At 72.8% G+C, this 15,966-nt stretch carries 10 protein-coding genes; 8 read left to right on the top strand and 2 right to left on the bottom strand.

Translation table 11 applies throughout. The annotated features are described in order from the left end of the window. On the bottom strand, positions 1–668 hold a 668-nt coding region (locus AB0B20_RS28775), incomplete at its 3' end, for a M23 family metallopeptidase (RefSeq protein ID WP_357475024.1). Positions 669–1,061: 393 nt separating this feature from the next. On the opposite strand from AB0B20_RS28775, the gene AB0B20_RS28770 reads away from it, so the two are divergent. Genes AB0B20_RS28770 through AB0B20_RS28745 form a run of 6 tightly spaced genes read left to right on the top strand, consistent with a single transcriptional unit; the run spans position 1,062 to position 11,986 of the window. Beyond that, complete coding sequence (locus AB0B20_RS28770) at positions 1,062–4,343, top strand: DUF2961 domain-containing protein (protein WP_357475022.1); 3,282 nt, start codon at positions 1,062–1,064, stop codon at positions 4,341–4,343. Continuing rightward, positions 4,343–6,466, top strand: a complete 2,124-nt coding sequence (locus AB0B20_RS28765) for a family 43 glycosylhydrolase (protein WP_357390981.1) — start codon at positions 4,343–4,345, stop codon at positions 6,464–6,466. Before AB0B20_RS28770 ends, AB0B20_RS28765 begins: the two co-directional genes overlap by 1 nt. After that, entirely contained in the window at positions 6,463–8,190 is a 1,728-nt protein-coding gene (locus AB0B20_RS28760) for an ATP-binding cassette domain-containing protein (RefSeq protein ID WP_357390983.1), read from the top strand. The genes AB0B20_RS28765 and AB0B20_RS28760 overlap by 4 nt, the downstream gene beginning before the upstream one ends. Continuing rightward, complete coding sequence (locus AB0B20_RS28755) at positions 8,187–9,281, top strand: ABC transporter permease (RefSeq protein WP_357390985.1); 1,095 nt, start codon at positions 8,187–8,189, stop codon at positions 9,279–9,281. The genes AB0B20_RS28760 and AB0B20_RS28755 overlap by 4 nt, the downstream gene beginning before the upstream one ends. Positions 9,282–9,306: 25 nt before the next feature. Further along, positions 9,307–10,299 (top strand): substrate-binding domain-containing protein, encoded by a 993-nt coding sequence (locus tag AB0B20_RS28750; RefSeq protein WP_357390987.1) that lies wholly within the window; start codon positions 9,307–9,309, stop codon positions 10,297–10,299. A 52-nt stretch (positions 10,300–10,351) separates the two neighbouring features. Next, on the top strand, positions 10,352–11,986 hold the full coding sequence (locus AB0B20_RS28745) for a fucose isomerase (RefSeq protein ID WP_357390989.1): 1,635 nt from the start codon (positions 10,352–10,354) through the stop codon (positions 11,984–11,986). Here AB0B20_RS28745 and AB0B20_RS28740 read toward each other — a convergent pair. Next, the gene (locus tag AB0B20_RS28740; RefSeq protein WP_357390991.1) at positions 11,976–13,040 is read right to left on the bottom strand and encodes a LacI family DNA-binding transcriptional regulator; all 1,065 of its coding nucleotides are present in this window, start codon (positions 13,038–13,040) and stop codon (positions 11,976–11,978) included. The genes AB0B20_RS28745 and AB0B20_RS28740 overlap by 11 nt on opposite strands. A gap of 243 nt (positions 13,041–13,283) precedes the next feature. Here AB0B20_RS28740 and AB0B20_RS28735 point away from each other — a divergent pair, with 243 nt between their 5' ends. Both AB0B20_RS28735 and AB0B20_RS28730 read left to right on the top strand, forming a co-directional pair. Next, the gene (locus tag AB0B20_RS28735) at positions 13,284–14,732 is read left to right on the top strand and encodes a VCBS repeat-containing protein (protein ID WP_357475019.1); all 1,449 of its coding nucleotides are present in this window, start codon (positions 13,284–13,286) and stop codon (positions 14,730–14,732) included. 20 nt (positions 14,733–14,752) lie between these two features. After that, on the top strand, positions 14,753–15,966 hold a 1,214-nt coding region (locus AB0B20_RS28730), incomplete at its 3' end, for an N-acetylmuramoyl-L-alanine amidase (protein ID WP_357475016.1).

Raw genomic sequence — 15,966 nt, 5'->3', positions numbered from 1 at the left:
GACACGTAGGCGTCGGCGAGTGAGCCGTGCGTGAACGCCACCACGTCATCCCGGCCGTCACCGTTGAAATCGGTCGGCGAACCACCGAAATACCGGGGCGCGGGCGGCGGCGGTGGCGTACCGCAGTTGTCGCTGACCAGGAACCTCTGGTTGTACTGGCCGGGATACGGCGCGAGCGAGACGCCGTTTATCGAGATGACCTGGCCGACGCCGTTGTAGAGCTGCTCGTAGTGCACGTGCGCCCCGGAGGAGTTGCCGGTGCTGCCGGTGATCCCGATCTGCTGCCCCTGCTGCACGTAGGCGCCGTCGGGCACCGAATAGGCGCTGAGATGGAAGTAGTAGGTGGTCCACCCGCCGCCGTGGTCGATGACGATGTAGTTGCCGGCGCCGCTGGGCTGCGAGTAGCGGCGGGCGACTCCGGCGGCGGACGCCACCTGGGGCGTACCGCCGGTGACGCCGCCGTCGGCCCGGACGAAGTCCAGCGCCTGCCGCACCTCGGCGCTGTGGTGGCTGTACGTCCACCGCTGCCCGCACGGGAACGGCGCCTTGAAGTTCGGCGCGGCCAGCGCCGGTGACGGGGTGACCACGACCGCGGTGAGGGTGGCCGCGGCCAGTGTGAGCAGCGCGACGAGGGCGCGCCGGGCGGCACGTGTCGGGAAGCTGGGCATGCGGAAACTCCTCATCGGAGGGGATGCACTGGCAGAGCGGCGCCTGGGCGCGTCAGGCCAGGGGCCGGTGTCGCCGACGGGCGGGCCCTGACAGTTCGCGTCGGAGGAGGGGCGGCTGGCGTCCCGATCGGCGGGACGGTGGCGCTGAGGAGAAGTGAAACCGCAGACTTCGGAACCTGTCAATACCCGCCGGGGTGGTTCGTGTCGGAGGAAAACTTCCTTCAGTGCCGGTTCCGCCGGGCCTGGCTGGGCGGGTCAGGGGCCGGCGTGCCGTGAAGATTCCTGCCCCGGAGGGAAAGCCGGGCGCAAGGTATTGACAACCGTGGAAGTCGGGAAGTTAACTCGCCAGCAATCGATTTCTCGCTGATCTCACGGCGCTCGGAAGGGACACCGATGAGGCTCCGCTTCAGCCGTTGGGCCGGCGCCGCAGCAGTCGCGCTGCTGGCCGTGGCCGTGCCCGCGGCCTCGTCCGCCGCTCCGACCGCCACGTCGGCGCCCGCTACCGCTCTCGCCGTCGCGGACGACAAGGGCCCGATCGGCTGGGACGCCTACCGGCGGCTCGACCGCCTGCCGGAGCTGGCCGCCGGCAGCCGTACCCACCAGTTCTCCAGCTTCGGCCGCGACGGTTCCAACGACGACGGCTTCGTCGGCACCTGGTCGTGCCTGCGCCAGAGCGGCGGCTGCGTGATCGCCGAGGCGCGCGGCCCGGGCGAGGTGCAGTCGATCTGGTTCACCCGCGACGACGGCAACGTCCGCGCCACCGGCTGGATCCGCGTCGAACTCGACGGCGTCGTGGTCGTCCAGGCCGACCTCCAGGACCTGGTCGACGGGCGGCTCGGCAGCCCGTTCGTCGCGCCGCTCGTCAGCAACGCCGACCAGACGTCCGGCGGCGTCACCGTCAAGGTGCCGATGCCCTACCGGGAGTCCATGCGGATCACCACCCAGAACAACCCGCTGTTCCACCACGTGGCCTACCGCACCTTCGCCGACGCGGCAGGGGTGTCCCGGTTCGACCCGGCCGACCCGGCCACCGACGTGGTCACGCTGCTGCGCGCCGCCGGCACCCGCGACCCGAAGCCCGCCCAGGCCGGCGCCGCCACCACCCGAGCCACCGTCACCGCCCCGGCGCAGGGCCAGGTGTCGCTGGCCGCGCTGACCGGGCCGCGGGCGATCACCGCGATGCGGCTGCGCGTACCGGACGCCGCGGCGGGCGCGCCGACGCTCGCCGGGCTGCGGCTGCGGATGACGTTCGACGGGCGCGCCACGGTGGACAGCCCGGTCGGGGAGTTCTTCGGCGCCGGGCTGGGCGAGCGCACCGTCCGGTCGCTGATGTTCGCCATGGACTCCGCGCCCGGCGGCTGGTACAGCGCCTGGTGGCCGATGCCGTTCCGCACCGCCGCCGCCGTGACGCTCGTCAACACGACAGGCGCCACAGTCAGCGGCGTCGAGGTCGAGGTGACGTCGGCGCCCGGCGCCGAGTGGACGTCCCGGCTCGCCGCCGACGGCAGCGCCGGCTACTTCACCACCCAGTCACGCCGCGCGGAGACGGTCGGCGGCGCCGACTGGATCATCGCCGACCAGTCCGGCCGGGGCCGGTTCGTGGGCGTCTCGCAGACCATGCGCGGCCACATCATCGGCGGCAACACCCGCAACTACCTGGAGGGCGACGAGCGGGTGTACGTGGACGGTTCGCCCACGCCGCAGATCTACGGCACCGGCACCGAGGACTTCTACGAGTCGGGCTGGTACTTCAACCGCGGCGAGTACAGCGGCGTCTTCACCGGCAACACCGCGCACCTGGTCCGCGGCGGCGGATGCGCCGACGAGTGCGACGCCGCCTACCGGCTGATGATCGGCGACGCGGTGGCCTACGGCACCGCGCTGCGCTTCGGCATCGAGCACGGACCGGCCAACGACATGCCCGCCGAGTACGCCTCGACCGCGTTCCTCTACACCCAGCGCACCGTCACCACGCGCCGGACCGACACCGTCGTCACCGGCGACGCCGCCAGCCGCGCCGCGCACGCGTACACCGACTCCGGGGCGACCCAGACCGCGCTCACCGCCGCGTTCGAGGGCGACGACGACAACGTCCCGCAGACCGGCCAGGTCCGCGCGACGACCGCCCCGGTCCGCTTCCGGCTGGCGATCGACCCGGCCAACCAGGGGGTACGGCTGCGCCGCCACGGCGACCAGGCCGGCGGCTTCCAGCAGGCGGCCGTGTCGGTGGACGGCACACCGGCCGGGGTGTGGCTCCAGCCGCTGGGCAACGACAGGCAGCGCTGGCTGGCCGACGAGTTCGTGCTGCCGGCGGCGCTGACGGCGGGCCGGTCGGCGGTGACCGTCCAGCTCACCCCGGCGAGCGGCGCACCCGCCTGGACCGCCTCCCGGTACCTGGCCGACAGCATGGTGGCGCCGTTCACCGACACCGTCGCCCCGGCCCCGGTCGCCGGTCTCGCCCTGACCGGCGGGCGCGTGCACGCGCTGGGCCTGACCTGGTCCCCCTCCGCCGACGACGTCGGCGTGGTCTCCTACCGCGTCTACGCGTCCCGAAGCCCCGGGGTGGTGATCACCGCCGCCAACCTGGTCGGCACGACGCGTGCCACCACGTTCCGGCACGGTCCGCTGCCCGCCGCGCAGACCCGCTACTACCGGGTCGTAACGGTCGACGGGTCGGGCAACACCGCCGCGCCCTCGGCCGAGGTGTCGGCCACCACCCGTACCCGAAACACCAGCGACGCCGACGGCGACCGCCGCGACGACGCCGTCGACTTCACCCGCGGCGCCGCCGCCGACGTGTTCACCTCGCTCTCCGACGGCACCCGTTTCGTGCCGGACAGCCGGCCCTGGAACGACTTCTTCGCGGTCGGGGCGGAGGTGCCGCTCACCGGCGACGTCAACGGCGACGGCCGCGCGGACGTCATCACGTTCACCCGTGGCGACAGCGCGGACGTCTACGTCGGGCTCTCCACCGGCGCCGGGTACGCCGCCGGGGTCAAGTGGCACGACTTCTTCGCCGTCGGCGCCGAGATCCCGGCGGTCGGCGACGTCAACGGCGACGGCCGTGCCGACATCGTCACGTTCACCCGCGGCGCCGCCGCCGACGTCTACGTGGCGCTCTCCACCGGCTCCGGCTTCGGGCCCGGTGTGAAGTGGCACGACCACTTCGCGCTCGGCGACGAGTTCCCGGCGGTGGGCGACGTGGACGGCGACGGCCGGGACGACATCGTGACGTTCACCAGGGGTACGACCGGCGACGTGTTCGTGTCGCTCTCCGACGGCACCCGCTTCGTGGAGGACGGCTGGAAGTGGCACGACAGCTTCGCCGTCGGCAACGAGCTGCCGGCGGTGGGCGACGTGGACGGTGACGGCCGGGACGACATCGTGACGTTCACCAGGGGTACGACCGGCGACGTGTTCGTGTCGCTCTCCGACGGCGGCCGCTTCGTGCAGCACTCCTGGAAGTGGCACGACCACTTCGCCTTCGGCGACGAGCTGCCCGGCGTGGGGGACTTCAACGGTGACGGGCGGGCCGACGTGGTCACGTTCACCAGGGGCCTGACCGCTGACGTGTTCGTCTCGCTCTCCACCGGCGGAGGATTCGGCCCACCGGGGAGCCGCTGGCACGACCAGTTCGCCCCCGGCGCCGACCTGCCCCGCCCGAGCGTGTCGTGATGCGCGCCCGACGTGTCCTCGCGGCGCTCCTGCTCGGGGCGGCCCTGGCCGCCGTCCCGGCCGGTCCGGCACCGGCCGACGACCCGGTCCGGTTCGAAGCCGAGTCGCTCGCCGTCGTCTCCGCCACCGCGCCGGTCGGCGCGCAGGCCGACTGCTGCGGGGTGAGCTGGTCCGGCGGACGGCAACTGTGGTTCCGGGGCGCCCGCGCCGGTGACTCGGTGACGCTCACGCTGCCGTCGGTGCCGGCCGGGCAGTACGACCTCGGCGCGGTGCTCACCCGGGCCGGCGACTACGGCACGCTGCGCTTCGCCGTCGACGGGGTCGCGGTGGGCCAGCTCTTCGACGGGTACGCGGGCGCGGTGCAGCGCTCCGGCGCGGTACCGCTGGGCTCGGCGTCGCTGGCGGCCGGCACGCACCGCCTCACCGTCACGGTGACCGGCCGGTCCGCGTCCTCCACCGGCTTCTTCGCCGGGCTCGACACGGTGACGCTGCGCCGCGTCGGCCCGCTCGCGGCGGTCACCACGACGCCGTACGAGACGCTCGGCGAGACGCCGGCGCGGGGCGCGTCCACCCGCGTCTACGACCCGAGCGCGGGGGAGTCGACGACCTGGTACTACAACGACCACACGCTGGTACGGCACCAGCAGACCGGTGTGTGGCACCTGTTCGGCATCACCCACGCCGAACCCGGCGCGCCGCAGGACGAGAAGGTCTTCGGGCACGCCACCGCGCCCACCCCGAGCGGCCCGTGGACGAAACGGCCGGTGGCGCTGGCCGCCGACCCCGGGGCCGGGGAGCAGTGGATCTGGGCCCCGCACGTCGTCCACCACGACGGCGTCTACTACATGTTCTACGCGGCCGGGAACCCGGACTACGCCCGGTACCGCATGCACCTGGCCACCTCGACCGACCTGTTCACCTGGACCCGCAGCTCCGCCAACCCGCTGTTCACCGACGGGTGGGAGGGCCGCGACCCGATGGTGACCCGGGTCGGCGACCGCTGGGTCATGTACTACACGGCCACGTCGAGCCCGTCCGGCGGCAACCACGTCGTGGCGTACCGGACCAGCACCGACCTGCGTTCGTGGAGCGGCCGCGCGATCGCGTACACGTCGCCGCACACCGGGCAGGCGGGCGGGCAGACGGAGTCGCCGTTCGTGGTGCGCCGAGGAGATTGGTGGTACCTCTTCGTCTGCTGCGACGGCACCGACTACGGCGCCGCGTACCGGCGGACGGCCGTCTACCGCAGCCGCGACCCGCTGCGCTTCGACGGCGCGGAGAAGGTGACGGTGCTGGACGCGCACGCCGCCGAGGTCGTGGTGGACGGCTCCAACTGGTACCTGACCCACGCCGGCTGGGGTCAGGGCGGGCTCTGGCTGGCGCCGCTGACCTGGTCGACCGGCGTGGTGGCGCGCGGCTGGACGGTGACCACCGGTTTCCTCCGCGCCGACGTGCGCACCTGGCCCAGCGCCCGGATCGCCGAGCTGGCGGTGGACCCGGCCGGCGCCGGCAACCACCGTCCCGCGCTCGACTCGTCGCACCGGGGAACCGGCCCGTACCTCGCCGTCGGCCGGTTCGACGTGACCGACCGGGCCGGCGCCCCGGCCCGGGTCGACGTGTCGGCCGACGGCTCCCGGATCAACCTGGTCGGCATCCCGTTCGGCGACGAGCCGGTCACCGCCGACTGGCTGCTCACCGTGACGCCCCGGTGGACCGGCCCCGGGTTGCAGAGCGACGTCACCTGGTCGGTGAACGGGTGGCCGACCGCAGCGGTGTGGGAGGTGGCGTTCAACATCGACGGCGCGTCCCCGCTGGTCGGCGACCCGGCGGTGGAGGCGCGGCCGACGGGTGACGTCACCGGCATGCCCCGCTGGACGATGAGCACCGGCGACGGGCTCTCGGTGGTCGCGTCGCACCGGTGGGGGTCGGCCTGGCGCGGCGACAACACCTGGTACGACGCCGGCCACGCGATGGCCGCCTGGCAACCGCTGTGGCGCGCCGGCGGCCTGTCCTGGGCGCCCGGCCAGTACGCGGGCGGCACCTGGCGCCTGACCGCGAGCGGGGTCCGGCGGGACGTGCCGTTCGCCGACGCCGCGCACGCCGCGACAAACGCGATCCCGTGACCGGCGTGGACACCCGCGACGCGCCCGGCCCGAGCGGCCGGGTGGTGGTCGCTACGACCGGCGTGGCCAAGCGGTTCGGCGGCGTGACTGCCCTCCACGGCGTCGACTTCGACGTGCGCGCCGGTGAGGTGCACGCGCTGCTGGGCGAGAACGGCGCGGGCAAGTCCACCCTGATCAACATTCTCTCCGGCGTCATCACCGACTACGACGGAGAGGTCACAGTCGACGGGACGCCGGTACGGTTCACCGGCCCGGCCGCCGCCCAGGCCGCCGGCATCGCGACCATCCACCAGGAACTCGACCTGGTGCCCGCGCTGTCGGTGGCCGACAACCTGGTGCTCGGGCGGGAGCCCCGGACCCGGCTGCGCACAGTCGACCGGCGGGCCGCGGCGCGTACCGCGCGGGAGCACCTGGACCGGCTCGGCGCCGACATCGACCCGCGCCGCCCGGTGGGCTCGCTGCGGGTGGGGGAGCAGCAGCTCGTCGAGATCGCCAAGGCGCTCGCCCTGGACGCCCGCGTGCTCGTCATGGACGAGCCGACGGCCGCGCTCGCCGACGGGGAGGTGCGGCGGCTGTTCACCACCGTCGACGGCCTGCGCCGGCGGGGCGTCGGTGTCGTCTACATCTCCCACCGGATGGAGGAGATCGAGGTCGTCGCGGACCGCGCGACGGTGCTGCGCAACGGTTCGGTCGCCGGTGTCGTGCCGGCCGGCCGGATGGACCGGCGGCGGATCGTGGCGATGATGGTCGGCGGCCGGGCCGCGTCGCTGTTCAAGCCCGCCCCGGCCGGCAGCCCCGGCCCGCATCCCGAGCCGGCGGACGCCGCCGGCAGTCCCGCTCCGCATCCCGAGCCGGCGGACCCGGCCGGCAGTCCCGCTCCGCATCCCGAAACGGCGGACGTGGCCGGCACGTCCGCTCCGCGCCGCGAGACGGCCGGGACCGGTGCCGGTCCGCTGTTGCGCGTCACCGACCTGGCCGTGCGGCCCCGGGCGCCCCGGCCCGGCCGCTGCGAGCCGGACGGCGTCAGCCTGACCGTGCGCGCAGGCGAGATCGTCGGCCTGGCCGGACTGATGGGCGCCGGCCGTACCGAACTGCTGGAGACCCTCTTCGGCGCCGGGCCCGCCGGCCGCCGCACCGGCACGGTCCTGCTGGCCGGCCGCCCGTACGCGCCGCGCCGTCCCCGCGCGGCGCTGCGTGCCGGCGTCGGCTTCGTCCCCGAGGACCGGCGCCGTTCCGCGCTCGTCCTGGAACACCCGGTCGGCCGGAGCATCGTGCTGGCCGCGCTGTCCAGGCTGACCTCGGCCGGGATCGTCAGCCGACGCCGGGAACGGGCCGCCGTCGCGCGGTCGGTCACCGGCCTGGCGATCAAGACGGCGTCGGCGGCCACGCCGGTCGGCGCGCTCTCCGGCGGCAACCAGCAAAAGGTGGTCTTCGCCCGGCACCTGCTCACCGAGCCGCGGCTGCTCCTGTTGGACGAGCCGACCCGCGGCGTCGACATCGGGGCGAAGGCGGAGATCTACCGGCTGCTGCGCCGGCTCGCCGACGACGGCATGGGCATCCTGCTCGCCTCCTCGGAACTGCCCGAGCTGCTCGGCGTCTGCGACCGGGTGGTGGTGCTGCGCCGCGGCCGTGCCGTGGCCGACCTCGCCACCGACGGCTGCACCGGCGAGGACATCCTCGCGGCGGCGATGGGCGGCCCGGCCGGCGGAAGGGACGACAGATGACCGACACCCGCGTGCCGCCGCCCGAGCCGGCCGTGACCGAGGCGCCGCCCGCCGCCGGTACGGTCGGGCTGCGCGGCGCCACCGCCCGCTGGCTGCGCCGCCCGCGCAGCCGCCGGGAACTCGCCGACCGGCTCTTCGCGGTGCAGAGCCTCTTCGCGCTGCTCGTGGTCTTCGTCGTGGCGATCCTCGCCTCACCGCGCCGCGACGGCGAGATCCTCTTCCTCACCGCCGGCAACCTGGGGAACATCGTCCGCGCGGTGTCGGAGATCGGCATCATCGCGATCGGAATGACATTCGTCATCCTGCTCGGCGGCATCGACCTGTCGGTCGGGGCGATCCTCGGCCTGTCGGCAGTCGGCACCGCGACGCTCATGGTCGACTCCGGGCTGGGCATCCTGCCCGCCGTCGCGGCGGTGCTCGCGATCGGCGCGCTGTTCGGCGCACTCCAGGGATACGCCGTGGCCCGCCTCGGCATCCAGTCGTTCATCGTCACCCTGGCCGGTCTCCAGGTCGCCCGGGGCATCGCCCGGATCTGGTCCGGCGGCCTCGGCATCCCGATCGCCTACGGCGACGGACCCCAGGAGGCGCCGCCCGCCTTCGAACTGCTGAACGGCTCGATAAACGGCGTGCTCCCGGTGCCGGCGGTGCTGTTCGTCCTGATCGGGGTGGCCGCTGTCGTGGTGCTGCGGACGACAGCGTTCGCCCGGCACGTCTACGCGATCGGCGGCAACGAGAAGGCGGCCCGGCTCTCGGGCGTACCCGTGACCCGGGTCAAGGTCGCCGTGTTCGCCGTCGCCGGCCTCCTGGCGGCGGTGGCCGGCGTCGTCCACGCGGGACAGCTCAACCAGGGCAGCCCGAACGACGGCGCCGGATACGAGCTGGATGCGATCGCCGCCGTCGTCATCGGCGGCACCAGCCTGGCCGGCGGCTCCGGCTCGATGGGCGGCACCCTGGCCGGCGCGCTGCTGCTCGGCATCCTCAACAACATCCTCGCGCTCAACAACATCGACGCCAACGTCCAGCTGCTGATCAAAGGACTGGTGATCGTGCTCGCGGCGGCGTTGCAGAAGCTGCGCCGCGGCATCGCCTGACCGAACCGACTCCGAGGAGCCACCGATGGACAAGCGAACCACACTGCTCGCGCTGCTGGTCACCGGCGCGCTGGCGGCGACGGGGTGCAGCGTCGAGAAACCGTCCGACGACGCCGGGCAGGCCCGCGCCTGCGGCGCCGGCAAGGACTTCCTGATCGGCATGTCCCAGGCCAACAACGCCGAGCCGTACCGGCAGGTGATGAACAACGACGTGCAGACGGCGGCGAAGTCGGTTCCCGGCTTCCGCGTCGTGGTCTCCGACGCCGCGCAGGACAACAGCAAGCAGGTCGCCGACGTGGAGAACTTCCTCACCCAGAAGATCAACCTGCTGATCATCTCGCCGAACGAGGCCAAGCCGCTGACCGCTGTGGTGAAGAAGGCGTACGACCAGGGCGTGCCGGTGATCGTGCTGGACCGCAAGGTCGAGGGGGAGGCGTACACCGCGTTCATCGGCGGCGACAACGTGGCGATCGGCAAGGCGGCCGGCGAGTTCTACGCCACGACGCTGCTGCCCGACGGCGGCAAGGTGATCGAGATCGCCGGGCTGCCCGGCTCGACCCCCGCCGCCGAGCGCGCGCAGGGCTTCCGCGACGGCATCGCCGCCAACCCGAAGATCCAGATCGTCGCCTCCCAGCCCGGCGACTGGCTGCGCGAGAAGGGACAGTCGGTGGCGGACGCGCTGATCAAGGCCCACCCGGATGTGTCCGCGATCTACGCGCACAACGACCCGATGGCCGAGGGCGCCTACCTCGCCGCGAAGTCGGCGGGCATGGTGCAGCGGATCAAGTTCACCGGAATCGACGCGCTGCCGGTGCCCTCCGGCGGGATCAAGGCCGTCGAGCAGGGCCGGCTCGGCGCCACGTTCCAGTACGCCACCGGCGGCCGGGAGGCGGTCGAGCTGGCCCGGAAGATCCTCGTCGACTGCGCCGAGGACGTCCCGCGTACCACCACGCTGGGCACCATGCGGATCACCAGGGAGAACGCCGCCGAGGCGTACGCGAAGCTCGGTGGCCTCTGAACGCGGCCGCGTCCCGTCCCGCCCACCGTCCGCCCGTCGAGGGAGCCGCCCCGTGACCCGTTACACACTGCCCGTGCCGGTCGAGCGTCCGGCCGCCCCGCCCCGCACCGTCTACACAGTGGCCAGCGGCGACCTGCGGCTGAGCGCGAACGTCACCTGCTGGCCCACCCAGCGGCAGCTCGAAGCCGACCTCGCCGCCGCCGTCACCGCGCTCGGCTGGCACGTCCGGCGCGGTCACGACGTCGACCCGGTCAGAGGACACGGCTTCATCGACAGCCAGCGCGCCGGGATCGAGGTCTTCCGGAGCATCCCGGCCGACGTGCCGCTCATCGTGGTGGAGGCGGTCTGGCAGTACAGCCACCACGTGCTGGCCGGGCTGCGCGCCCACCGCGGGCCGATCCTGCTGGTGGCGAACTGGAGCGGGCAGTACCCCGGGCTGGTGGGCCTGCTCAACCTCGCCGGCAGCCTCACCAAGGCGGGCGTGCGGTACTCGACGCTGTGGAGTGAGGACTTCACCGACGAGTGGGCGCGTGACGGCCTGAAGAAGTGGCTGGAGACCGGCGAGGTGACGCACGACGAGAGCCACGTACGCCCGCTGCCGGCGCTGCGGCCGGACGAGGAGGTCGAACTCGGCGTGGCGCTGGCCCGGCAGCTCGTCTCCGAGCGGGCCGTCATCGGAGTCTTCGACGAGGGCTGCATGGGCATGTACAACGCCATCATCGACGACGAGCTGCTCAACCCGATCGGCATCTTCAAGGAACGCCTCTCGCAGAGCGCGCTCGTGGCGGAGATGGCGCGGGTGCCCGACACCGAGGCGCGGGCGGTGCTCGCCTGGCTGGAGACGGCCGGGATGACGTTCCACACCGGCACCGACGAGGCCACCGAACTGACGTACGCCCAACTGCTCAGCCAGTGCCGGATGTACGTCGCCGCGCTGCGCATCGCCGACGACTTCGGCCTGGACGCGGTCGGCATCCAGTACCAGCAGGGGCTCAAGGACACCGTCCCGGCCAGCGACCTGGCCGAAGGGCTGCTGAACAACGTCGAACGCCCCCCGGTGACCAGCCGGGACGGCTCCCGGGAGCTGTACCCGGGCGCGGCGCTGCCGCACTTCAACGAGGTCGACGAGGGCGTCGCTGTGGACTCGCTTGTCACCAACCGGATCTGGACCGCGATGGGCCTGGACCCGGCGACGACGCTGCACGACATCCGCTGGGGACAGCGGTACGGCGAGCACTTCGTCTGGGTCTTCGAGATCTCCGGTTCGGTGCCCGCGTCGCACAACGGCGGCTACGACAGGTCGTACAGCATGCGTCAGCCGCCGATGTACTTCCCGCTCGGCGGCGGCACGCTCAGCGGCGTGTCGAAGCCGGGGGAGATCGTCTGGTCGCGGGTGTTCGTGATGGACGGCTGCCTGCACGTGGACCTCGGGCGCGGCACCGTGGTGGAGCTGCCCGAGGCGGAGACCCGGCGGCGGCTGGACGCCACCACACCGCAGTGGCCGATCATGCACGCCGTGCTGCACGGCGTGGGCCGCGACCAGTTGATGGCCCGGCACAAGGCCAATCACGTCAACGTGGTCTACGGGCCCGACGCCGACACCGCCGACCGCGCGCTACGGGTCAAGGCCGCCCTCTTCGCCGAGCTGGGCGTACGGGTGCACCTGTGCGGGGAGGTCACGATCTGAGCGAGCCGGCGGCAGTGCCGTGCGACGGGGTACGGCCGGCGGCTCGGCCCCGCCGGCGGGCCGACGGCGCCGAGCTCTCACGGACCCGCAGCTCGGTGTGGAGCACCACGGTCGAGGGCACCTTGGCCGGGTCGGCGATCCGCTCGACCAGCAGCGTCGCGGCGGTCCGTCCCAGGTCGTACGTGGGCTGTGCGACGGTGCTCAGCGAGGGCCGGACCAGGTGCGCCCACGGGATGTCGTCGAACCCGACGATGCCGAACGGGTCGGGTACGCCGATGCCGTTGTCCACGAGGCATTCGACGGCGCCCACCGTCATCAGGTTGTTCGCCGCGAACACCGCGTCCGGCGGCTCGGCGGTCTCCAGCAGCGAGGCCATCGCGCGGTAGCCGCCCTCCTCGCGGAAGTCGGCGTACCGGATCAGGTCCTCGGTGGCCTGGCGTCCGCTGGCCTTCAGGGCCCGCTGGTAGCCCCGCAGCCGCTGCATGGCGGTGGAGATCCGGCGCGGGCCGGTGATGCACGCGATCCGCCGGTAACCGCTGTGCACCAGGTGGGCGGTCGCCTGCTCGGCGCCGTGGGTGTTGTCCACCAGCACGGTGTCCACCTCGACGCCGCGCGGTTGCCGGTCGATCGCCACGACCGGGATGCGCGCCTGCACCAGGCGGCTGATCAGGGCGGGCTTCCCGGACGAGGAGATGATCACCCCGGCCATCCGCTCGGCCAGGGCCGCCGCCACGTAGCGGGCCTCCTTCTCCGGGTCCTCGTCGCCGTTGCAGAGCACGACGGAGAAGCCGGCCTCCTGCGCGACGTCCTCGACGCCGCGCACCATCGAGGTGAAGAACGGGTTCCCGATGTCGGAGATGATGACCGCCCAGAGACTGGTCCGGCTGCGGCGCAGGCTGCGCGCGACGGCGTTCGGGCGGTAGTCCAGGTCCTGCGCGGCCTGCCGCACCCGGGCGGCCATCTCCGGGTCGACCGAGGCGCGCCCGTTGAGGACGCGGGAGACGGTCGCCGGTGACACTCCCGCGCGACGCGCCACGTCGTAGATGGTCGTCATCGCGCTCCCGTCGTCGTCGCCCGGGCTGCTCCGACCCGGCCCCCGTCGGATGGTGACGTACCGGAGGGAGACCGCCACCGCGGGAGATCGCTCGGAATCCTATACCCGTCCAGCAATCGATTTCCGGCCGGGTGGGCCGGGCCCGCCGGCGCTATTGACATCGATGTGGATGACTACGAGACTCGTCAGCAATCGATTTCTCGCCCGGCGCCGCCTGGTCAGCCCACACCCCCGAGGAGCATGGTGAGACGAAACCTGCTGGCGCTGCTTGTCGCGCTCTGCACCGTCACGGCGGCCGGCGCGGTCGGCGCGCCGGCGGCCGCCGTACCGATCGGCACGCTCGCCTGCCCGTCCGTCCCGGCCACCCACGACCCCGCCGTCACCGTGATCGTCTACCGGGTGGCCCGGTCGTACAACGTCGACGACAAGGTCATGCTCTCCACCTTCGAGGCGGGGTGGGTCGAGTCCCACATGAACAACCTGCCCTGCGGCGACAAGTCGAGCCTGGGCGTGTTCCAGCAGCGCTGGGACTACGGCTGGGGCACCCTGGAGCAGATCATGGACCCGGTCTACGCCACCACGCAGTACGTCACCCGCGCGATCACCTGCGACCGCAACAACCCCGGCCACACCGCCGGGCAGGTCGCCCAGTGCGTCCAGCGGTCAGGCTTCCCCGACCGGTACGACCAGGCGGCGGCGACCGCGCGGACGCTGCTCAACCAGGCGGCGCGTACCCACGGCATGGCCGGCGGCTCGTCGACGGACGTCAACGGCGACGGCCGCGACGACATCCTCACCTTCACCCAGAACGCCACCGCCGACGTGTACGCGAGCACGTCGACCGGCACCGGCTTCGCCGGGACGTCGGTGAAGTGGAACGACTTCTTCTCCATCGGCGGGGAGACCGCGTCGACGGGCGACGTCAACGGCGACGGCCGCGACGACATCGTCACGTTCGCGCACGGCAACACCGGCGACGTGTACGTGGCGCTGTCGAACGGGTCGGCGTTCACGTCGCCGGGCAGGTGGCACGACTGGTTCGCCCCCGGCGCGGAGATCGCCGCCGTCGGCGACGTCAACGGCGACGGCCGCGACGACATCGTCGCGTTCACGCACGACGCGACGGCGGACGTCTACGTGGCGTTGTCGACCGGTTCGTCGTTCGCCGGTACGGCGGTGAAGTGGCACGACTACTTCTCCATCGCCGGGGAGTTCCCCGCGCTCGGGGACGTCAACGGCGACGGCCGCGATGACATCATCACCTTCACCCAGGGCCCCGCGTCGGCGGCGGACGTGATCGTCGCCCTGTCGACGGGCAGTGGTTTCGGGGCGCCGCAGAAGTGGCACGACCTGTTCGCCGTCGGCACCGAGCAGCCCCGCGTCGGCGACATCAACGGTGACGGACGCGACGACATCGTCACCTTCACCTGCAACACCGACGCCGACGTCTACGCCGCCACCTCCACCGGTTCGTCGTTCACCGGCACCACCATCAAATGGCACGACTTCTTCTGCCTGCCGGGCGAGTTCCCCTACCTGGGCGACGCCAACGGCGACGGCAAGGACGACCTCATCGTCTTCACCAAGGGCGCCACGAACGACGTCTACGTCGCCCTGTCCACCGGCACCACGTTCGGTGCCAGCAGCAAGTGGCACGACTACTTCGGCCTCACCGGTGAGGTGACGCTGTGACGCCAGGATGGGAGGCCCCCGTGGCCGGAACACGACGGAGACGGCGGCGCGTCGGCGTCGCCCTGCTGGCCGCGGCGCTCGCCGGCGCGGTCGCGGTGCAGCCCGCGTCCGCGTCCGCGACGCCGCCGGGCCGTACCGCGCTGGACACCGCCTTCGTGCGGGCGGCGCAGGAGTACGACGTGCCCCGGGACGTCCTGGTGGCGGTCGGCTACGGCGAGTCCCGCCTGGACGGGCACGGCGGCAAGCCGAGCCAGGCGAACGGCTACGGGGTGATGCACCTGGTGAGCAACCCCGCCCAGCGCAGCCTGGAACGGGCGGCGGCGTTGACCGGTGAGCCGGTCGCGCGCCTGAAGACCGTCACGCCCGCCAACATCCGCGGCGGCGCGGCGGTGCTGCGCGAACTGGCCGACGCCGAAGGGCTGACCGCGCGGGACCGGGACCGGGTCACCGCCTGGTATCCGGTGGTGGCGCGGTACGGCGGCGCGGCAGACGACGCCACCGCCCGCCTGTACGCGGACGGGATCTACGAGCTGGTGCAGCAGGGCATCCCGGGCGCCGTGCCGGTCCGGGCGTACCGGGTCGAGCCGGAGCGCGGCCGCTACGCCACGGTTCCGCCCGCCGGCACGGCGTCCCGTACGCTCGCCGCCGCCGTGCCGGAGTACCCGGCGGCGCGGTGGGTCGCCGCGAACGGCGCGAACTACGGCGTCGGGCGGTCCAGCCGGATCACCACCGTGATCCTCCACGTCACCCAGGGCTCGTACGCCGGCACCGTCAGCTGGTTCCAGAACCCGTCGTCCGGCGTCAGCGCCCACTACGTGGTGAAGTCCAGCAACGGCGAGATCACCCAGATGGTCCGCGAGGGCGACACCGCGTACCACGCCCGGTCCGGCAACGCGTACGGCGTCGGCATCGAGCACGAGGGGTACGTGGACAACCCGGCCTGGTTCACCGACGCGATGTACCGTTCCTCGGCCGCGCTGACGCGCTACCTGTGCGACAAGTACGGCATCCCGAAGAACCGGACCGGAATCAAGGGGCACAACGAGATCCCGGGCAACGACCACACCGACCCGGGGCCGAACTGGAACTGGAACTACTACCTCTCACTGGTTAACCAGGGCGGTGGCGGGCCGGCCGCGCGGTATTTCGGTGGTTCGCCGACCGATTTCAACGGTGACGGCCGGGATGACGTGGTGGCGTTCACGCACGGCTCACTCGCCGACGCCTACGTGTC

The organism is Micromonospora sp. NPDC049151 (assembly GCF_040648395.1).
Classification (GTDB): Bacteria; Actinomycetota; Actinomycetes; order Mycobacteriales; family Micromonosporaceae; genus Micromonospora.
The sequence above is the reverse complement of the archived record's forward strand: the minus strand, read 5'-3'. Positions and strand labels throughout refer to the sequence as shown.